The sequence below is a fragment of the Vibrio sp. L5-1 genome (assembly GCF_021728315.1).
GTDB lineage: Bacteria > Pseudomonadota > Gammaproteobacteria > Enterobacterales > Vibrionaceae > Vibrio > Vibrio splendidus_K.
On record NZ_JAKKCQ010000010.1, the window covers coordinates 70,681 to 89,322 of the forward strand.

An 18,642-nucleotide genomic window follows, 5' to 3' on the forward strand; every position below is an offset into this window, starting at 1 on the left:
TTTCATGCACACCTCTTTTATCAAACAACTACAAAGCTTTGACTTCTCTGAGAGTCAGGTTGAATCTCTATTAGCTGTCGCGAAGCCGCTTGAGCTGCCAACCCGACACATCCTGATCAATCAAGGTGAGATGGCGAGTTCAATCTACTTTGTACTTGAAGGCTTATGCCACGCTTGTTATCTCACTAATGACGGTAAGCAATACAGCAAAGAATTCTACTGGGAACAAGACTGGATCATCGGCTTTGAGAGTTTGATAAAGAACCAAGCGTCCCCTTACCTACTAGAAACACTCACACCAATTACTATGTTAGAACTGCCAATGAATGCGGTTATTGAGTGGCGTGCAGCAAATAACCCTTTGTATTTAAAGCTGTTAGAAACTCAGCTGATGCATAAGGAAAACAAAGAACGCTTTATGCTGCTCTATACTCCAGAGCAACGCTATCAGCTTTTCTGCGAACATTACCCCGACCTTGAGCAGCGCTTGAACGACAATCAAATTGCGGCCTATCTAGGAATAACCGCCATCAGCCTGAGCAGAATTAAAGGTCGAATTAACAATAGTTAATGCCAACAATCATCGCACATAGTACATTCAGAGCATCGATAACCTCTGGATGTAAACATGATCACTTGGCACTCAATTCCCTTCTCTGAACTTTCAACACAACAGCTTTATCAACTACTTAAATTACGAGTAGATGTGTTCGTCGTTGAGCAAAATTGCCCTTATCCAGAGCTCGATGGTAAAGATACACTCGCAGGTGTTGAACACTTGCTTGGCTATGCTGATGCAGAGCTAGTGGCATGTGCACGTTTGTTACCACCCGGCACCTCTTACGACAACACGAGCATCGGCCGAGTGGCGACCAAGCAATCGGCAAGAGGTGATGGCTTGGGTCATCAATTGATCAAAGAAGCGTTAACACGCTGTGAGTCTCTTTGGCCGAACAAGACCATCGATATTGGCGCGCAACAACACCTAGAAAACTTCTATGCGAGCCACGGGTTCGAAACTATCTCTGAGATGTATCTGGAAGACGATATTCCGCATGTAGACATGAGATTAGAAAAGTAATGACGAATATCACTGTCGGTATTCTATTGTTGGTTGCAGGTAACTTGTTTGCCTCGCTTTCCGACGTAGCGGTAAAACTATTGAATGGCGAAGTACCGCCCTTACAGTATATTTTTTTCCGACAGTTGATATCTCTGCTCATCATCACCCCTTTGTGGCTACAGCAGAAAAAAGAACAACGACGCTTACAACAAGCTAAAGTGACCTTTATTCGAGGACAACTGATCCTAATCGGCAGCGGATGTATGGTCGTCGCGATCACCCACCTTTCTTTAGCTACCGCCAACGCAGTATTTTACGTCGCGCCCCTGTTGATGTTACCTCTCTCTATGTTTCTACTCAAAGAGCAACCGGCACTTGGCAAGGTTATCGCCACCACTATCGGTTTTATTGGTGCATTGATTGTCTTGAGGCCATCACAATTTCATTGGGCAGCGCTGTTTGCTTTGGGTACAGCACTCACCCTCGCACTATTCAATGTATTGGTAAGAAAGCTTCCTAGTGAGCAAACGGTGGTTACTACGCTGTGGTGGACAACGTTATGCTCTATTCCAGCCTCATTAGTACTGTGCTTCTTATACTGGCAGCCGGTGTCTGTGGAGCATTTGGGATACATAGCATTAAGTGCGACGCTAATTTTAAGCTACAACGGACTTGCGGTCGCTGCCTACCAAAAAGCACACTCTAGTCAAATTGCCTTGGCTGAATACTCAGGCTTAGTGTTTGTCGCAATAATAGGCGCGATATGGTTTGATGAGATTCCAGATACGTTAACCTTTATCGGAATTATGCTCATCATCTTACCGCTTGCACCTTTCAAGCGACCAAAAAAAAGAGCTAATCGTTAGCTCTTTTCTATCGACTGTCTGTATCTGACGAAGCGCTTTAACGCAGGCTCAGTATTGAGCTATTTACTACGGCCAAAGCCACCGTCTGACAATCGGAAAAACATCACCGAAGTGTTGCCTTTTTCTAGCTGAAGAATGTCTAGTTTCCCGGTCTCGGCGAGTTTGAATCGAACTAGCTGGCCTTTACGAATCTGACTAAGTGGTTTGTCTGCCCCTTCAATACGCACTAGCGCGTTCAAGTCAGACAACGGTAAGTCGTTATTTCGAAAAACCTGCGCTAACGTATCCCCTTGCTTCACAAGATACTCTTGCCAATTGTTGTTACTCGGTTCTGATGAACTGCTCTTGGCATTTTGCTGTTCGCTTAAGCCAACCGTGTTTATCTCAAGCTCGACGCGCGATGTTGCTGGGGCTGCGTCTACTTTAGGTTCTGGTAGCGGCACAAAAAGTAAGATCAATACGATCGGCGAAATCACCATCAATAGTCTCTGGTGTAATTTCGGCAATGATCCCCAGGCCTGCACGGTTGAGGTTTTCATTTTCTTGATATCGATCGAACTTAATTTATCTTTGACCTGATTCAGTCGATCCTTGAACTCTGCTAAGTGGTCTACTTTCTGTTTTTTCTTTTGACGACGATTCATGCCACTGCGTCCTATACATTGAATAACTACAGTATAAAAACCAAAGTACCAACAGTATAGATCTTTCCGCTACAACAGAGACCAAAGCAAGAAAATTGACATAGCTGTGATTTGGACACGGTAAAGCGTAAGTGATCAGGGGCTAGCCGTTTATTCAGGCTGCTAATACTGGTATTCTTACCCTTTTCGTACTGACAAAAAGAGTGACTTTTCATGTCTGAAGTAAAATTTGAAACTGTAGAGCAAAAAGCTAGCTACGGTATCGGTCTACAAATGGGCCAACAACTTGCTGGTTCTGGTCTTGAAGGCCTAAACGTAGACGCAATCGCTGCTGGTATCGCAACAGCTCTAGTTGGTGACATGCCAGCTATCGAAGTTGACGAAATCAACAACGCACTACAAGAGCTACACACTCGTGGTGAAGCTGCACGTCAAGAACTAGCTAAAGCAGCTGCTGCTGACGGCGAAGCTTTCCTAACTGACAACGCTCTTCGTTCAGAAGTAACAGTTCTTGAGTCTGGTCTTCAGTACGAAGTACTAACTGAAGGTACTGGCGAAATCCCTACTGCAGACAAGCAAGTACGTGTTCACTACCACGGTGAACTAACTGACGGTACTGTTTTCGACAGCTCTGTATCTCGCGGTCAACCTGCTGAATTCCCAGTAACTGGCGTAATTCAAGGTTGGGTACAAGCTCTACAAATGATGCCTGTTGGCTCTAAGTGGAAGCTATACATCCCTCAAGATCTAGCATACGGTGAGCGCGGCGCAGGTGCTGCAATTCCACCATTTGCAGCTCTAGTATTTGAAGTAGAACTTCTAGCTATCCTTTAATTTTTATAAAAACCTTTAGTAAAACAAAATACTATAGGCAAATAAAATTAAAATAATCCAACGGCGATGTGACTACATCGCCGTTTTTCGTTTATAGTGAATAGGTCGATTACTTTATTACTTAAGGAAGAATAATGAAGAAAATACTCATCACTATGCTCAGCAGCCTTGCTGTAGTCTCTTGCGCTAGCACTAGCGACTCTGAACAAACCGGTTCAACATCAGATACCAACTATTCCCAACTATCACAAACTGCCCTGATGGCAGCTGTAAATATGTGGTCTCAACAAAACGAAACAACACCGCTTGCGGATACCGTTGCTGATCAAGCAGCTGTTACCAGCGATCAAGCGATTGGCGGTATAGGTTCAATGCTAGCACTTGCACAAAATTCGCTTGGCACTGCAGACAATAAAGAACTCGCATCACTCATTCCTGGAATGTCTTCACTTGAATCGACTGGCTTATCATCAGTTCTAAGCTCACAAGGTGCTGTTGAAAGTGCGTTTGCTGGGTTAGGTATGGATTCGTCAATGGTTACGACATTTGCACCCATCATTCTTCAAGCACTTCAATCACAAGGTGCAACGAGTGGCCTTATGGATTCACTTGCGGCTATTTGGCAGTAGGCCATCGCGATTAGCGATTAGCGATTAGCGATTAGCGATTAGCGATTAGCGATTAGTTGAAGAATATTGTAAGGGCACTTCGGTGCTCTTTTTTGTACGTGGAAGAAAAGATATTTGAGATACGAGATACGAGATACGAGATACGAGATACGAGATACGAGATACGAGATACGAGATACGAGATACGAGATACGAGATACGAGATACGAGATACGAGATACGAGATACGAGATACGAGATACGAGATATTTTTAAAAAATAGAGCAGAGTAGGCAAGCAAAAATGCCAAACATCGTGGTGCAATTTTTCAATTCGCTAGAAACAAAAAAAGCCGAGCTAATGCTCGGCTTTTTGTATTAAGAATCTAGTATAGATTACTCAGCAGCTTCTTCAGCAGCTGGGCGGTCTACAAGCTCAATGTAAGCCATTGGAGCTTTATCACCAGTACGGAAACCACATTTAAGAATGCGAGTGTAACCACCTTGGCGAGCCGCGAAACGCGGGCCTAGTTCATTAAATAGTTTTGCCACAACTTCGTTATCACGAGTGCGAGCAAATGCAAGACGACGGTTAGCAACACTGTCTGTCTTAGCTAGGGTAATCAATGGCTCAATTACGCGACGTAGTTCTTTTGCTTTAGGCACGGTAGTTTTAATAACTTCGTGACGAACAAGAGAGCTAGCCATGTTGCTGAACATCGCTTTGCGATGACTGCTGTTGCGGTTGAGTTGACGACCACTTTTACGATGGCGCATGACCTAATCCTTCTAACTTTTCGATTAATCTTCAGCGATTGACGCTGGTGGCCAGTTTTCTAGGCGCATGCCTAGAGAAAGACCACGTGAAGCAAGCACATCTTTAATCTCTGTAAGAGATTTCTTACCAAGGTTTGGCGTTTTAAGTAGCTCAACCTCAGTGCGCTGTACAAGATCACCGATGTAGTGAATCGCTTCTGCTTTCAAACAGTTAGCAGAGCGAACTGTTAGTTCAAGATCGTCTACAGGACGTAGTAGGATAGGATCGAATTCTGGCTTCTCTTCCTTCTCCTCAGGTACACGTACATCACGAAGATCTACGAACGCATCCAGTTGTTCAGCTAAAATAGTAGCTGCACGACGGATTGCTTCCTCAGGTTCTAGAGTACCGTTCGTTTCCATATCGATAACAAGCTTGTCTAAATCAGTACGTTGTTCTACACGTGCCGCTTCTACAGCATAGGCGATTTTATCAACCGGGCTGTAAGTAGCGTCAACTAATAGACGACCGATAGGACGCTCATCTTCTTCAGTATGGATACGAGCTGAAGCTGGAACGTAACCACGACCACGTTCTACTTTGATACGCATAGCGATCTCAGCATTGTCATCCGTTAGGTGACAAATTACGTGCTCAGGGTTAGCGATCTCTACATCACCATCGTGGGTGATGTCACCTGCAACAACAGGGCCTGAGCCTGATTTGTTCAGTGTAATAAACACTTCATCTTTGCCTTCAGCAACGCGTACAGCTAAACCTTTAAGGTTTAGAAGGATTTCCAGGATATCTTCCTGAACGCCTTCTTTAGTGCTGTATTCGTGTAGCACACCTTCAATTTCAACTTCTGTTACGGCACAACCCGGCATAGAAGATAGAAGAATGCGGCGAAGAGCATTACCTAGAGTGTGGCCGAAACCGCGCTCTAATGGCTCAAGAGTTACTTTCGCGTGTGTCGTATTGATCTGTTCAATGTCAACAAGACGCGGCTTAAGAAATTCTGTTACAGAACCCTGCATTGTGTCCTCTCTTTTTTTAACCTTACTTAGAGTAAAGTTCGACGATCAAGTGTTCATTGATGTCAGCTGATAGGTCAGAACGCTCAGGCATACGCTTGAATGTACCTTCCATTTTGCTAGCATCTACTTCAATCCAAGTTGGCTTTTCACGTTGTTCAGCAACTTCTAGAGCCGCTTTAATACGAGATTGCTGTTTAGCTTTCTCGCGGATAGAAACAACGTCGTTAGCCGCTACTTTGAAAGAAGGAACGTTTACAACTTTACCGTTAACTAGAACAGACTTGTGGCTAACTAGTTGACGAGATTCAGCACGAGTAGCGCCAAAGCCCATACGGTAAACTACGTTATCAAGACGACCTTCAAGAAGCTGAAGCAGGTTTGCACCTGTGTTGCCTTTAAGACGTGCAGCTTCTTTGTAGTAGTTGCGGAATTGTTTTTCTAGAACGCCGTAGATACGACGAACTTTTTGCTTCTCACGAAGCTGAACGCCATACTCAGATAGACGACCGCGACGAGCGCCGTGTACACCTGGTGCGTTATCAATTTTACACTTGGTATCGATCGCACGGACACCAGACTTAAGGAATAAGTCAGTACCTTCGCGACGGCTAAGCTTCAGCTTAGGACCCAAATATCTTGCCATGATCTTTCTCCAATATTCCTAGAAACGAAACTTAAACGCGACGTTTCTTAGGTGGACGACAACCGTTATGAGGGATTGGTGTCGCATCAACAATGTTAGTGATACGGAAACCAGCAGCGTTCAGTGCACGAACAGTAGATTCGCGACCTGGACCTGGACCCTTAACCATAACTTCCAAGTTCTTTAGGCCATATTCTTTAGCCATTTCACCACAACGCTCAGCTGCAACTTGTGCTGCGAACGGAGTAGATTTACGAGAACCACGGAAACCTGAACCACCTGCTGTAGCCCATGCAAGAGCGTTGCCTTGGCGGTCAGTGATAGTTACGATTGTGTTGTTGAAAGAAGCATGAATGTGCGCTACGCCATCAGCTACTTGCTTGCGTACGCGCTTACGCGCGCGAGTTGGTTGTTTTGCCATTGTACTCTACCTTATCCGACTATTTCTTGATCGGCTTGCGCGGACCCTTACGGGTGCGAGCGTTGGTTTTAGTACGCTGTCCACGTAGTGGTAGACTGCGACGATGACGAAGACCGCGGTAACAGCCAAGGTCCATAAGACGCTTGATGTTCATCGATACTTCACGACGTAGATCACCTTCTACAGTGTATTTAGCTACACCATCACGCAGTTGATCGATCTGCTCTTCAGTTAGTTCACTGATCTTAGCATCTTCAGCAATACCCACTTCAGCTAGAATAGCTTGAGAGCGAGTTTTACCAATACCGTAGATTGCAGTAAGTGCAATTACAGAATGCTTATGATCAGGAATGTTAATGCCGGCTATACGGGCCATTATTCACTCCTAAGGGGGTTCATAAAAGAATTATCCGCAGCAAAGCCCGTTATGGATACGCTGCGGCATACTACTTCTTTTGCACGCAAAAGGTAGGCCGAGGAATATACTCGACTCTACCTAGTATTTCAAGTAAAAATTTCTGCTGATTAGCCTTGGCGTTGCTTATGCTTTGGCTCACTGCAAATCACGCGAACGACACCGTTACGCTTGATAACTTTACAGTTACGGCAGATTTTTTTAACGGAAGCACGAACTTTCATTGCTAAACTCCGTAAATGGAATCGAAATAATTACTACCGAATTAACGGCCGTAACCTTTCAGATTCGCTTTCTTTAACACAGAATCATACTGTTGTGACATCAGATGAGTCTGTACCTGTGCCATGAAATCCATGATAACAACCACTACGATTAGTAGGGAAGTGCCGCCAAAGTAGAAACGAACGTTCCACGCGACCATCATGAACTCAGGAATCAGACATATAAAAGTAATGTATAGAGCGCCCGCAAGGGTTAGTCTAGTCATCACTTTATCGATATATTTCGCTGTCTGCTCACCTGGGCGGATACCGGGTACGAATGCACCAGACTTCTTCAAGTTATCAGCTGTTTCACGTGGGTTAAACACCAACGCTGTATAGAAGAAACAGAAGAAGATTATAGCTGCTGCATAAAGCATTACATACAACGGTTGACCTGGGCTAAGAGCTAATGACACGTCAGTTAACCAACCGAACGCGCTGCTTTCACCATTTTGACCAAACCACTGCGCTAATGTTCCTGGGAACAAAATAATACTTGATGCAAAAATCGCTGGTATAACACCTGCCATATTAATCTTAAGTGGCAAATGAGAACTTTGTGCTGCAAACACTTTACGACCTTGTTGACGCTTCGCATAGTTAACGACGATACGACGTTGACCACGCTCCATGAAAACCACGAAGTAAATTACAGCAAAAGACAATACCGCGATAAACAACAGAAGAAGCACATGCAATTCACCTTGACGCGCTTGCTCGATTGTTTGACCGATTGCAGAAGGCAATCCAGCAACAATACCTGCAAAAATCAGAATGGAAATACCATTACCGATTCCTCGCTCAGTGATTTGTTCACCTAACCACATCAAAAACATGGTACCAGTTACTAAACTCACGGTAGCAATAAGCGTAAACATGGTTTGGTTGATAACAACCAGATTGTCGACCATGTTTGGTAAGCCTGTTGCGATACCAATAGCTTGGAATGTTGCAAGTACAAGCGTGCCGTAGCGTGTATATTGGCTTATCTTACGACGGCCTGCTTCACCCTCTTTCTTGAGTTCCGCTAACGCTGGATGAACTACAGTTAGCAATTGGACTACGATCGATGCCGAAATGTACGGCATGATACCCAATGCTAATATAGATGCACGCTCAAGAGCACCACCGGAGAACATGTTAAACATTTCTACGATGGTACCTTTTTGCTGATCGAACAAATCGGCAAGTACAGCTGCGTCAATACCAGGGATCGGCACAAAAGAGCCGGCTCGGAATACTAAAAGTGCACCAATTACGAATAATAAGCGCGACTTTAGTTCACTTAAGCCGCTTTGAGCACTACGAAAATCTTTTCCTGGTTTCTTAGCCATCTGTACCTCGTTCCTCGAGATTATTCCTCGATTTTACCGCCTGCAGCTTCGATTGCAGCTTTAGCGCCTTTAGTCACGCGTAGACCTTTAACAGTCACAGCTTTGCTTAGGTCACCAGAAAGAACGATCTTAACAAACTCGATGTTCTTAGTGATAACGTTAGCAGCTTTAAGGCTGTTAAGATCAACTACGTCACCTGTTACTTTCGCTAGCTCAGCTAGACGAACTTCAGCAGACACTAGGCTCTTACGAGAAGTGAAACCGAATTTAGGTAGACGTTGTTTTAGAGGCATTTGACCGCCTTCAAAACCTGGACGAACAGAGCCGCCAGAACGTGACTTTTGACCTTTGTGACCGCGGCCACCTGTTTTACCAAGGCCAGAACCGATACCACGACCTACACGCTTCTTAGAAGGTTTAGAGCCAGCAGCCGGTGATAGAGTATTCAAACGCATTCTGATTACTCCTCAATCTTAACCATGTAGTAAACCTTGTTGATCATACCGCGTACGCACGGTGTATCTTCAAGTTCTACTGTATGGTTGATGCGACGAAGACCTAGACCTTTAAGACACGCTTTGTGCTTAGGTAGGCGACCAATTGAGCTTTTAGTTTGAGTTACTTTAATAGTTGCCATCGTGTTCTTACTCCGAAATAGATTCAACAGTTAGACCACGTTTAGCAGCAACCATTTCTGGTGACTTAACGTCTACTAGAGCACCAATCGTTGCGCGAACAACGTTGATTGGGTTCGTTGAACCGTATGCTTTAGAAAGTACGTTATGTACGCCTGCAACTTCAAGTACGGCACGCATTGCACCACCGGCAATAACACCTGTACCTTCAGCAGCTGGCTGCATGTAAACTTTAGAGCCCGAATGACGACCTTTCACCGGGTGGTGAAGAGTGCCTTCGTTAAGCGCAACAGTAACCATGTTACGACGCGCTTTTTCCATTGCTTTTTGAATCGCAGCAGGTACTTCACGAGCTTTGCCGTAACCGAAACCTACACGACCATTACCGTCACCAACTACTGTTAGTGCAGTGAAGCTCATGATTCGACCACCTTTAACCGTCTTAGATACACGGTTAACAGCGATCAGCTTTTCTTGCAAATCATTAGCTTGTTGTTGTTCTTTAGCCATCTTCCAACCCTACCTTAGAATTTCAGACCAGCTTCGCGAGCAGAATCTGCTAGCGCCGCTACTCGACCGTGGTATTGGAAACCAGAACGATCAAATGCAACTGTAGCTACGCCTTTTTCAAGAGCGCGCTCAGCAACAGCTTTACCAACTGCTTTAGCTGCATCAACGTTACTAGTGTTCTTAACTTGCTCACGGATCGCTTTTTCTACAGTAGAAGCAGCTGCGATAACCTCAGAGCCGTTTGCCGAGATAACTTGAGCGTAAACATGGCGAGGAGTACGGTGTACTACCAAGCGAGTTGCGCCAAGTTCTGCAATCTTACGACGTGCACGTGTAGCACGACGGATGCGAGATGCTTTCTTATCCATAGTGATACCTTACTTCTTCTTAGCTTCTTTAGTACGCACATTTTCATCTGCGTAACGAACACCTTTACCTTTATAAGGTTCAGGAGCACGGTAAGAACGAATGTCAGCCGCAACTTGACCTACTACTTGCTTATCGCAACCAGTAATAATGATCTCAGTTTGGCTAGGGCACTCAGCTTTAATACCTTCAGGTAGAGCGTGCTCTACTGGGTGAGAAAAGCCTAGTGTTAGACCTACAGAGTTGCCTTTGATAGCAGCACGGTAACCAACACCTTTAAGAGTTAACTTCTTAACGAAGCCCTGAGTAACACCCACAACCATGTTATTAACTAGAGCGCGAGCTGTACCAGCCTGTGCCCATGCGTTAGTAACACCTTCTTTCGGACCGAAAGTTAGGTTGTTTTCTTCCTGTGCAATAACTACGGCGCTGTTAAGAACGCGAGTAAGCTCACCTTTGCTACCTTTTACAGTAACTTCTTGGCCGTTTAGTTTCACCTCTACGCCAGCTGGAATAGCGACAGGTGCTTTAGCAACACGAGACATAATCTACTCCTTAAGCTACGTAACAGATGATTTCACCGCCAAGACCTGCTTTGCGAGCAGCACGGTCAGACATCAGACCCTTGGAAGTAGAAACAACTGCAATACCAAGACCACCCATCACTGTAGGTAAAGAGTCTTTATTTTTATAAACTCTTAGACCAGGACGTGATACACGCTTGATTTGCTCGATTACAGGTTTAGCTTGGAAGTACTTAAGAGTAACTTCTAGCTCAGGTTTTACTTCGCTGTCAACAGCGAAGTCTACGATGTAACCTTCAGCTTTAAGTAATGCAGCAATTGCAACTTTAAGCTTTGAAGAAGGCATTTTTACAGCAACTTTATTTGCTGCCTGACCGTTACGAACTCGGGTCAGCATATCCGAAATCGGATCTTGCATGCTCATAAGATTTACTCCAAATGATTAAGTGGCAATTACCAGCTAGCCTTACGAAGACCCGGAATCTCGCCTTTCATGCAAGCTTCACGAACCTTAATGCGGCTTAGACCGAATTTACGTAGGTAACCGTGTGGACGACCAGTTTGGTTGCAACGGTTGCGCTGACGTGATGCACTTGAATCACGTGGAAGAGATTGCAGTTTAAGAACCGCATTCCAACGATCTTCTTCAGATGCGTTTACATCGCTAATGATAACTTTTAGCGCAGAACGCTTTTCAGCGAACTTAACTACTAGTTTTGCACGTTTAGCTTCACGTGCTTTCATTGATTGTTTAGCCATAACAGTAACCCTACCCTTACTTACGGAATGGGAAGTTAAAGGCAGCCAGCAGAGCTCGGCCTTCCTCATCGGATCCCGCAGATGTCGTGATAGTAATATCAAGACCGCGGACACGATCGACTTTATCGTAGTCGATTTCCGGAAAGATGATTTGCTCGCGAACGCCCATGCTGTAGTTACCGCGTCCGTCAAAAGACTTAGCGCTAACACCACGGAAATCACGTACACGTGGAAGTGCGATAGAGATTAAACGCTCTAAAAATTCCCACATGCGCTCACCACGCAAGGTTACTTTACAACCAATTGGGTAGCCTTCACGAATTTTGAAACCAGCTACAGATTTACGCGCTTTCGTGATAAGTGGCTTTTGACCAGAGATCGTTGCCATATCAGATGCTGCGTTTTCTAGCAGTTTCTTATCGTTGATTGCTTCACCAACGCCCATGTTTAGGGTGATTTTCTCAATCCTAGGGACTTGCATGACGCTTGTGTAGCTGAACTCTTTGGTAAGCTCAGCGACTACAGACGACTTGTAGTAATCATGCAGTTTCGCCATAGTAGAACTCCAAATTACTTCTAATTAGTTAGAAACAGTTTCGCCGTTAGATTTGAAGAAACGAACTTTCTTGCCATCTTCGATACGGAAACCGATACGGTCTGCTTTACCAGTAGCCGCGTTAAAGACTGCAACGTTAGAAGCATCAATAGCTGCTTCTTGTTCAACGATGCCACCTTGTTGACCTAGAGCCGGAACCGGCTTTTGGTGTTTTTTAACAAGATTGATGCCTTCAACAACAACTTTACCAGTTGTCAGAACCTTAGTTACTTTACCTTTCTTGCCTTTATCTTTACCAGCAAGAATGATTACTTCGTCGTTACGACGGATTTTAGCTGCCATGTTGCCGCTCCTTACAGAACTTCAGGTGCAAGTGATACAATCTTCATGAATTTCGCGTTACGAAGTTCACGAGTCACAGGACCAAAGATACGTGTGCCGACTGGTTGCTCAGTAGTGTCATTTAACAATACACAAGCATTACTGTCGAAGCGAATGACAGAACCGTCTGGGCGACGAACGCCTTTACGGGTGCGCACTACTACCGCCTTCAGAACATCACCTTTCTTTACTTTACCGCGAGGAATCGCTTCCTTCACTGTAACCTTGATGACGTCACCGATATGTGCATAACGGCGGTGAGAGCCACCCAGAACCTTAATACACATTACCTTGCGCGCGCCAGAGTTATCTGCTGCGTCAAGTGTACTTTGCATCTGGATCATTGTTAGTGCTCCGCTAAATATTAAAACTAGACCCTCTCGGGTCGGGCTGCCTCTTTAAAAGGGACGCGAATTGTACCACCCTTTTTTTAAATTGGGTAGACAAAAAACAAGCGGCTCCAAAAAATAATTTGGAGCCGCTTATAAGTTATAGAATTACAAAGATTAAATCTTCGCTTTTTCTAGAACTTTAACCAATGTCCAAGACTTAGTCTTAGACAGAGGACGACACTCAGCGATTTCAACTTTGTCGCCTAGGCCACAAGTGTTGTCTTCGTCGTGTGCGTGTACTTTAGTCGTGCGTTTGATGAACTTACCGTAAATTGGGTGTTTTACAGTACGCTCAATAGCAACAACGATAGACTTGTCCATCTTGTCACTTACTACACGGCCTTGCTGGATGCGGTTAGTTTCGCTCATTATGCGCCTGCCTTTTCAGTCAAAACAGTTTTCACACGTGCGATGTCACGGCGTACAGCTTTTAGAGTATGAGTTTGCTGAAGTTGACCAGTTGCAGCTTGCATGCGCAAGTTGAACTGTTCACGTAGCAAATTCAATAGCTCAGCGTTAAGCTCTTCAACGTTCTTTTCGCGTAGATCTTGTGCTTTCATCACATCACCTGCTTAGTTACAAAAGTAGTTTTAACAGGCAGTTTACGCGCCGCTAGGCGGAACGCTTCACGTGCCAACTCTTCAGGTACGCCATTCATCTCGTACATAACTTTGCCTGGTTGGATTTGAGCAACCCAGTACGCAACTGAACCTTTACCTTTACCTTGACGAACTTCAAGAGGCTTTTCAGTAATTGGTTTGTCTGGGAAAACACGGATCCAGATTTGACCTTGACGCTTAATGTGACGTGTCATAGCACGACGTGCCGCTTCGATTTGACGTGCAGTCAGACGACCACGGCCAACAGCTTTAAGACCGAATTCGCCGAAGCTTACTTCAGTACCTTTAGCTAGACCACGGTTACGACCAGTCATAACCTTGCGGAACTTAGTACGTTTTGGTTGTAGCATCGTTCGACTCCTTACTTACGGCCTTTACGCTGCTTCTTAGGCTTATCGCCTTTTGGCTCTACTGCGTTAGCAGCTGGCATACCGCCTAGAATCTCACCTTTGAAGATCCAAACTTTAATGCCGATCACACCGTATTGAGTGTGAGCCGAAGAAGTTGCGTAATCAATGTCTGCACGTAGAGTGTGTAGAGGCACACGGCCTTCACGGTACCACTCTGAACGTGCGATTTCAGCACCGCCAAGACGGCCGCCTACTTGTACTTTGATGCCTTTAGCGCCTAGACGCATAGCATTTTGTACCGCACGCTTCATTGCACGACGGAACATAACACGACGCTCTAGTTGAGACGCGATGCTATCAGCTACAAGCTGACCATCTAGCTCAGGCTTACGTACTTCAGCGATGTTAATTTGCGCTGGTACACCTGCGATTTTAGCTACAGCTGCGCGTAGCTTCTCTACGTCTTCACCTTTCTTACCGATAACAACGCCAGGACGAGCTGTGTGAATAGTCACACGGATGCTCTTCGCTGGACGCTCGATAACGATACGAGATAATGATGCTTTTTGTAGTTCCTTGGTAAGGAACTGACGTACCTTGAAGTCGCCGTCTAGGTTGTCAGCGAATTCGTTGGTATTAGCAAACCATGTAGCATTCCAAGGCTTGACGATGCCAAGACGAATACCATTAGGATGTACTTTCTGACCCATTGCTTACTCTCCTAGTCTTTAGCGATCTGCTACAACAATAGTGATGTGGCTTGAACGCTTCAAGATACGATCCGCACGGCCTTTAGCACGAGGCATAATACGCTTCATGATAGGGCCCTCATCTACGAAGATTTTAGCGACATTTAGATCGTCGATATCTGCACCTTCGTTATGTTCCGCGTTAGCGATAGCTGACTCAAGAACTTTCTTAACTAAAACAGCAGCTTTTTTGTTGCTGAAAGTTAGAATTTCTAGAGCCTGGTCTACCGACTTACCGCGAATTTGGTCTGCAACTAAGCGAGCTTTCTGTGGAGAAATACGAGCAAAGTTATGTTTAGCTAAAGCTTCCATCATCTACTCCTTATTTCTTCTTAGCTTTCTTATCTGCAGCATGACCGCGATAAGTACGAGTTGGTGCAAATTCGCCTAGTTTGTGACCGATCATTTCTTCGGTAACGAAAACAGGGACGTGCTGACGACCATTATGGACAGCGATGGTCAAACCAATCATTGTTGGGATGATCATTGAGCGACGGGACCAAGTCTTAATAGGCTTTTTGTCTCCGCTTTCCACCGCTTTCTCTACCTTCTTCAGCAAGTGTAGGTCAATAAAAGGACCTTTCTTGAGAGAACGTGGCATGGCGATTCCTCTTTATAAATTATTTAGTGCGACGACGTACGATGTACTTGTCAGTGCGCTTATTCTTACGAGTCTTGAAGCCCTTAGTAGGAACGCCCCAAGGAGATACTGGGTGACGACCACCAGATGTGCGGCCTTCACCACCACCATGTGGGTGATCCACCGGGTTCATTACTACACCACGTACGGTTGGACGTACGCCGCGCCAGCGTGAAGCACCAGCTTTACCAAGTTCACGTAGCATATGCTCAGAGTTACCAACTTCACCGATCGTTGCACGACCTTCAGAAAGTACTTTGCGCATTTCACCAGAACGTAGACGGATAGTTACGTATGCACCATCGCGAGCGATGATTTGAGCATAAGCACCAGCCGAACGAGCTAGTTGTGCACCTTTACCAGGCTTAAGTTCAACACAGTGTACAGTAGAACCTACTGGGATGTTGCGCATCGGCAGAGTGTTACCTGCTTTGATTGCAGCATCTACGCCAGATTGAATCTGGTCGCCTGCGTTAACACCTTTAGGTGCAATGATGTAACGACGCTCACCGTCTGCGTACAGAACTAGAGCGATGTTAGCACTACGGTTTGGATCGTATTCTAGACGCTCAACTTTCGCTGGGATGCCATCTTTAGTACGTTTGAAGTCAATCAGACGGTAATGGTGTTTATGACCACCACCGATGTGACGTACTGTAATACGACCGTTGTTGTTACGACCACCGTTCTTAGAGTTTTTCTCTAAAAGTGGTGCGTATGGCTTACCCTTGTGCAGGTCAGCGTTAACAACTTTAACGACGTGACGACGACCAGGGGAAGTCGGCTTACATTTAACAATAGCCATTTTTACTACTCCTGTTATTCCGCGCCGCCAACGAAGTCAAGATCTTGACCTTCTTTCAAAGTAACGTAGGCTTTCTTAACGTCTGAACGACGGCCTTCACGCATACCTTGACGTTTGGTCTTACCCTTTAATACAAGAGTATTTACAGACTTAACTTCAACTTCAAATAGCTTTTCTACAGCTGCTTTGATCTCTTTCTTAGTTGCATCTTTAGCTACTTTGAAAACGATAGTGTTCGCTTTCTCAGCTGCCATAGTTGCTTTTTCAGAGATGTGCGGAGCACGTAGAACTTTTAAGATACGCTCTTCAGTGATCATGCTAGCATCTCCTCAACTTGCTTAACTGCGTCAGCAGTCATCAGAACCTTGTCGAAAGCGATTAGTGATACTGGATCAACACCAGCAACATCACGTGCATCTACTTTGTATAGGTTACGAGCAGCTAAGAATAGATTTTCATCTACTTCGCCAGTCACAATCAGAACGTCGTTTAGCTCAAGCTCTTTAAGCTTAGCTACAAGTTCTTTTGTTTTTGGTGCTTCTACAGAGAAGTTATCAACAACGATTAGACGCTCTTGACGAATCAACTCAGACAGAATGCTCTTCATAGCACCGCGGTACATTTTTTTGTTTACTTTTTGGCTGTGATCTTGTGGTTTCGCAGCAAAAGTAACACCACCTGTACGCCAGATTGGGCTACGAATTGTACCAGCACGTGCACGGCCAGTACCTTTTTGGCGCCATGGCTTAGCACCGCCGCCTGATACTTCAGAACGAGTCTTTTGAGCACGAGTACCTTGACGAGCACCTGCTGCATATGCAACAACTACTTGGTGTACTAGAGCTTCGTTAAAGTCACGTCCGAAAGTAGTCTCGGAAACAGTTAGTGCATCAGCACCTTTAACCATCAATTCCATTACTTACTCCTAGACGTTATGCTTTAACAGCAGGTTTTACGATCACGTTACCGCCTGTTGAGCCTGGTACTGCACCTTTAATAAGGAGTAGATTGCGCTCAGCGTCAACACGTACGATCTCTAGGTTTTGAGTCGTTACACGCTCAGCTCCCATGTGACCTGCCATTTTCTTGCCTTTAAACACGCGGCCTGGAGTTTGACATTGGCCAATTGAACCCGGTGCGCGGTGAGACAAAGAGTTACCGTGAGTCATATCTTGAGTAGAGAAATTCCAACGCTTGATAGCGCCTTGGAAGCCTTTACCTTTAGATGTACCAGTAACGTCTACTTTTTTAATTTCGTTGAAAAGTTCTACGTTTAGCTCAGCGCCAACTTCAAACTCTTCGCCGTTTTCTAAACGGAATTCCCAAAGACCGCGACCTGCTTCTACACCCGCTTTCGCGAAGTGACCAGCTTCAGGTTTAGTTACACGGTTAGCTTTCTTAGCACCAGTAGTTACTTGGATTGCTGCGTAGCCGTCTGTCTCAAGAGTTTTAACTTGAGAAATACGGTTCGCTTCAACCTCAACAACAGTTACTGGGATAGAAACGCCTTCTTCAGTAAATACGCGGGTCATACCCACTTTACGTCCGACTAGACCAATCATTATTCTTATCTCCCTTAACCTAGGCTGATTTGAACATCAACGCCAGCTGCAAGATCAAGACGCATTAGAGCATCAACAGTTTTATCTGTTGGCTCAACGATGTCGATCAAACGCTTGTGAGTACGAATTTCGTACTGGTCACGTGCATCTTTGTTGACGTGTGGAGAGGTAAGAACAGTGAAACGCTCTTTACGAGTAGGAAGTGGAATAGGACCACGAACCTGTGCGCCAGTACGTTTTGCTGTTTCAACGATTTCCGCAGTTGAAGCATCGATTAGCTTGTAATCAAACGCTTTAAGGCGGATACGAATACGTTGGTTCTGCATGAGACAGAGCTCCAATTATTAAAAATTACACAAACAATATCGCCACTCAAGCTCGAAAGAACGAGAGAATGCCGATTGATTTATGTGAAACCGTAGCATCCAAAATCAGGACGCATTGTCAGTTAACTTTTGAAGTAAACACGAAGTTTACTATTTTTATTAACCGCGAACATAAGCTGAGTATACATTACTAGGTAAGACCTACTCCTCAGTGCTCATTGGTTCACAAACCGGCGTTAACCAGTGCGATGCATTATACAGATCACGTTTTAGTATGCAAGTAGTGTTGGGAAAATAATCGGAATATATTGAAAAAGGAACTTGGGGAGGTATGGAGTATTGCGCGGGAAAGGAATGTTTCTCTATAAATAATAAAAGGGAAGCCGAGGCTTCCCTTTTCAGATGAGTGCTCTTCTAATGAAGAGTGTGCAAAAATCTAAATGCTATTAAGCGAAGATTTTAGCTACAACACCAGCACCAACTGTACGGCCACCTTCGCGGATTGCGAAACGTAGACCTTCGTCCATTGCGATTGGAGCGATTAGCTCAACAGTCATTTGAACGTTGTCACCTGGCATTA

34 protein-coding genes and 1 pseudogene are annotated in these 18,642 nt (G+C 45.0%); 5 read left to right on the forward strand and 30 right to left on the reverse strand.

Features of this window, described 5'->3' with window-relative positions:
- The first annotated feature begins 4 nt into the window (after positions 1-4).
- Genes L3V35_RS22850 through L3V35_RS22860 form a run of 3 tightly spaced genes read left to right on the forward strand, consistent with a single transcriptional unit; the run spans position 5 to position 1,929 of the window.
- Positions 5-571, forward strand: coding sequence for a Crp/Fnr family transcriptional regulator (locus tag L3V35_RS22850; protein ID WP_114634052.1), 567 nt, complete (start codon positions 5-7; stop codon positions 569-571).
- A gap of 57 nt (positions 572-628) precedes the next feature.
- Entirely contained in the window at positions 629-1,081 is a 453-nt protein-coding gene (locus L3V35_RS22855; RefSeq protein WP_114634053.1) for a GNAT family N-acetyltransferase, read from the forward strand.
- Entirely contained in the window at positions 1,081-1,929 is an 849-nt protein-coding gene (locus tag L3V35_RS22860) for a DMT family transporter (RefSeq protein WP_237300698.1), read from the forward strand. Before L3V35_RS22855 ends, L3V35_RS22860 begins: the two co-directional genes overlap by 1 nt.
- Positions 1,930-1,988: 59 nt before the next feature.
- Here the strand turns inward: L3V35_RS22860 and L3V35_RS22865 are convergent, their stop codons facing one another.
- Positions 1,989-2,573, reverse strand: coding sequence for a LysM-like peptidoglycan-binding domain-containing protein (locus L3V35_RS22865; protein WP_065207478.1), 585 nt, complete (start codon positions 2,571-2,573; stop codon positions 1,989-1,991).
- Positions 2,574-2,786: 213 nt separating this feature from the next.
- On the opposite strand from L3V35_RS22865, the gene L3V35_RS22870 reads away from it, so the two are divergent.
- Together L3V35_RS22870 and L3V35_RS22875 are read left to right on the forward strand one after the other, a co-directional pair.
- Positions 2,787-3,407 carry an FKBP-type peptidyl-prolyl cis-trans isomerase gene (locus tag L3V35_RS22870; RefSeq protein ID WP_017078817.1) on the forward strand — a complete coding sequence of 207 codons (621 nt, stop codon included), beginning with the start codon at positions 2,787-2,789 and terminating at the stop codon, positions 3,405-3,407.
- Positions 3,408-3,541: 134 nt separating this feature from the next.
- Positions 3,542-4,036, forward strand: a complete 495-nt coding sequence (locus L3V35_RS22875; RefSeq protein WP_237300699.1) for a DUF2780 domain-containing protein — start codon at positions 3,542-3,544, stop codon at positions 4,034-4,036.
- A gap of 374 nt (positions 4,037-4,410) precedes the next feature.
- On the opposite strand, the gene rplQ is transcribed toward L3V35_RS22875, so the two are convergent.
- The 29 genes and pseudogenes from rplQ to tuf form a co-directional block, all read right to left on the reverse strand.
- Positions 4,411-4,791 carry a 50S ribosomal protein L17 gene (gene rplQ / locus L3V35_RS22880; protein WP_004729812.1) on the reverse strand — a complete coding sequence of 127 codons (381 nt, stop codon included), beginning with the start codon at positions 4,789-4,791 and terminating at the stop codon, positions 4,411-4,413.
- A 24-nt stretch (positions 4,792-4,815) separates the two neighbouring features.
- A complete protein-coding gene (rpoA, locus tag L3V35_RS22885; RefSeq protein WP_004729813.1) occupies positions 4,816-5,808 on the reverse strand; it encodes a DNA-directed RNA polymerase subunit alpha in 993 nt (330 codons plus the stop codon).
- Positions 5,809-5,830: 22 nt separating this feature from the next.
- Positions 5,831-6,451 (reverse strand): 30S ribosomal protein S4, encoded by a 621-nt coding sequence (gene rpsD, locus L3V35_RS22890; RefSeq protein ID WP_004729814.1) that lies wholly within the window; start codon positions 6,449-6,451, stop codon positions 5,831-5,833.
- 31 nt (positions 6,452-6,482) lie between these two features.
- Positions 6,483-6,872: a 30S ribosomal protein S11 gene (rpsK, locus tag L3V35_RS22895; protein WP_004738778.1), complete on the reverse strand. Its 390-nt coding sequence runs from the start codon at positions 6,870-6,872 to the stop codon at positions 6,483-6,485.
- A gap of 19 nt (positions 6,873-6,891) precedes the next feature.
- Positions 6,892-7,248 (reverse strand): 30S ribosomal protein S13, encoded by a 357-nt coding sequence (gene rpsM, locus L3V35_RS22900; protein WP_004738779.1) that lies wholly within the window; start codon positions 7,246-7,248, stop codon positions 6,892-6,894.
- Between the two features lie 149 nt (positions 7,249-7,397).
- Positions 7,398-7,511, reverse strand: a complete 114-nt coding sequence (gene rpmJ / locus L3V35_RS22905; protein ID WP_000868186.1) for a 50S ribosomal protein L36 — start codon at positions 7,509-7,511, stop codon at positions 7,398-7,400.
- Between the two features lie 41 nt (positions 7,512-7,552).
- Positions 7,553-8,887, reverse strand: coding sequence for a preprotein translocase subunit SecY (gene secY / locus L3V35_RS22910; protein ID WP_004736759.1), 1,335 nt, complete (start codon positions 8,885-8,887; stop codon positions 7,553-7,555).
- A gap of 20 nt (positions 8,888-8,907) precedes the next feature.
- Positions 8,908-9,342, reverse strand: a complete 435-nt coding sequence (gene rplO, locus L3V35_RS22915) for a 50S ribosomal protein L15 (protein ID WP_004736758.1) — start codon at positions 9,340-9,342, stop codon at positions 8,908-8,910.
- Between the two features lie 5 nt (positions 9,343-9,347).
- Entirely contained in the window at positions 9,348-9,524 is a 177-nt protein-coding gene (gene rpmD / locus L3V35_RS22920) for a 50S ribosomal protein L30 (protein WP_004736756.1), read from the reverse strand.
- A 7-nt stretch (positions 9,525-9,531) separates the two neighbouring features.
- Positions 9,532-10,032 carry a 30S ribosomal protein S5 gene (rpsE, locus tag L3V35_RS22925; RefSeq protein WP_004736754.1) on the reverse strand — a complete coding sequence of 167 codons (501 nt, stop codon included), beginning with the start codon at positions 10,030-10,032 and terminating at the stop codon, positions 9,532-9,534.
- Between the two features lie 14 nt (positions 10,033-10,046).
- Positions 10,047-10,400, reverse strand: a complete 354-nt coding sequence (rplR, locus tag L3V35_RS22930; RefSeq protein ID WP_004736752.1) for a 50S ribosomal protein L18 — start codon at positions 10,398-10,400, stop codon at positions 10,047-10,049.
- A gap of 9 nt (positions 10,401-10,409) precedes the next feature.
- Complete coding sequence (gene rplF / locus L3V35_RS22935; RefSeq protein ID WP_004736750.1) at positions 10,410-10,943, reverse strand: 50S ribosomal protein L6; 534 nt, start codon at positions 10,941-10,943, stop codon at positions 10,410-10,412.
- Positions 10,944-10,953: 10 nt separating this feature from the next.
- Positions 10,954-11,346, reverse strand: coding sequence for a 30S ribosomal protein S8 (gene rpsH, locus L3V35_RS22940; RefSeq protein WP_004736749.1), 393 nt, complete (start codon positions 11,344-11,346; stop codon positions 10,954-10,956).
- A 29-nt stretch (positions 11,347-11,375) separates the two neighbouring features.
- Positions 11,376-11,681: a 30S ribosomal protein S14 gene (gene rpsN, locus L3V35_RS22945; protein ID WP_004736747.1), complete on the reverse strand. Its 306-nt coding sequence runs from the start codon at positions 11,679-11,681 to the stop codon at positions 11,376-11,378.
- Between the two features lie 16 nt (positions 11,682-11,697).
- Positions 11,698-12,237 (reverse strand): 50S ribosomal protein L5, encoded by a 540-nt coding sequence (gene rplE, locus L3V35_RS22950; RefSeq protein ID WP_004736744.1) that lies wholly within the window; start codon positions 12,235-12,237, stop codon positions 11,698-11,700.
- Between the two features lie 24 nt (positions 12,238-12,261).
- Complete coding sequence (rplX, locus tag L3V35_RS22955) at positions 12,262-12,579, reverse strand: 50S ribosomal protein L24 (RefSeq protein ID WP_004736742.1); 318 nt, start codon at positions 12,577-12,579, stop codon at positions 12,262-12,264.
- Positions 12,580-12,590: 11 nt separating this feature from the next.
- On the reverse strand, positions 12,591-12,962 hold the full coding sequence (gene rplN, locus L3V35_RS22960; RefSeq protein WP_004736740.1) for a 50S ribosomal protein L14: 372 nt from the start codon (positions 12,960-12,962) through the stop codon (positions 12,591-12,593).
- A 162-nt stretch (positions 12,963-13,124) separates the two neighbouring features.
- On the reverse strand, positions 13,125-13,379 hold the full coding sequence (rpsQ, locus tag L3V35_RS22965) for a 30S ribosomal protein S17 (RefSeq protein ID WP_004736739.1): 255 nt from the start codon (positions 13,377-13,379) through the stop codon (positions 13,125-13,127).
- A complete protein-coding gene (rpmC, locus tag L3V35_RS22970) occupies positions 13,379-13,570 on the reverse strand; it encodes a 50S ribosomal protein L29 (protein ID WP_004736737.1) in 192 nt (63 codons plus the stop codon). The genes rpsQ and rpmC overlap by 1 nt, the downstream gene beginning before the upstream one ends.
- Positions 13,570-13,980 carry a 50S ribosomal protein L16 gene (gene rplP, locus L3V35_RS22975; protein WP_004736736.1) on the reverse strand — a complete coding sequence of 137 codons (411 nt, stop codon included), beginning with the start codon at positions 13,978-13,980 and terminating at the stop codon, positions 13,570-13,572. Before rplP ends, rpmC begins: the two co-directional genes overlap by 1 nt.
- Positions 13,981-13,991: 11 nt before the next feature.
- On the reverse strand, positions 13,992-14,690 hold the full coding sequence (gene rpsC, locus L3V35_RS22980) for a 30S ribosomal protein S3 (protein ID WP_004736734.1): 699 nt from the start codon (positions 14,688-14,690) through the stop codon (positions 13,992-13,994).
- A gap of 18 nt (positions 14,691-14,708) precedes the next feature.
- Positions 14,709-15,041 carry a 50S ribosomal protein L22 gene (gene rplV, locus L3V35_RS22985; protein WP_004736732.1) on the reverse strand — a complete coding sequence of 111 codons (333 nt, stop codon included), beginning with the start codon at positions 15,039-15,041 and terminating at the stop codon, positions 14,709-14,711.
- Between the two features lie 10 nt (positions 15,042-15,051).
- A complete protein-coding gene (gene rpsS / locus L3V35_RS22990) occupies positions 15,052-15,330 on the reverse strand; it encodes a 30S ribosomal protein S19 (protein WP_004736729.1) in 279 nt (92 codons plus the stop codon).
- 19 nt (positions 15,331-15,349) lie between these two features.
- Positions 15,350-16,174 (reverse strand): 50S ribosomal protein L2, encoded by an 825-nt coding sequence (gene rplB / locus L3V35_RS22995; RefSeq protein ID WP_017076297.1) that lies wholly within the window; start codon positions 16,172-16,174, stop codon positions 15,350-15,352.
- A 14-nt stretch (positions 16,175-16,188) separates the two neighbouring features.
- Positions 16,189-16,491, reverse strand: coding sequence for a 50S ribosomal protein L23 (gene rplW, locus L3V35_RS23000; protein ID WP_004736765.1), 303 nt, complete (start codon positions 16,489-16,491; stop codon positions 16,189-16,191).
- Positions 16,488-17,090, reverse strand: coding sequence for a 50S ribosomal protein L4 (gene rplD, locus L3V35_RS23005; RefSeq protein WP_004736764.1), 603 nt, complete (start codon positions 17,088-17,090; stop codon positions 16,488-16,490). The genes rplW and rplD overlap by 4 nt, the downstream gene beginning before the upstream one ends.
- A gap of 16 nt (positions 17,091-17,106) precedes the next feature.
- Positions 17,107-17,736, reverse strand: coding sequence for a 50S ribosomal protein L3 (rplC, locus tag L3V35_RS23010; protein WP_004736763.1), 630 nt, complete (start codon positions 17,734-17,736; stop codon positions 17,107-17,109).
- 14 nt (positions 17,737-17,750) lie between these two features.
- Complete coding sequence (gene rpsJ / locus L3V35_RS23015) at positions 17,751-18,062, reverse strand: 30S ribosomal protein S10 (RefSeq protein ID WP_004736761.1); 312 nt, start codon at positions 18,060-18,062, stop codon at positions 17,751-17,753.
- Between the two features lie 446 nt (positions 18,063-18,508).
- Positions 18,509-18,642, reverse strand: a pseudogene (tuf, locus tag L3V35_RS23020) (elongation factor Tu); the annotation flags it as partial.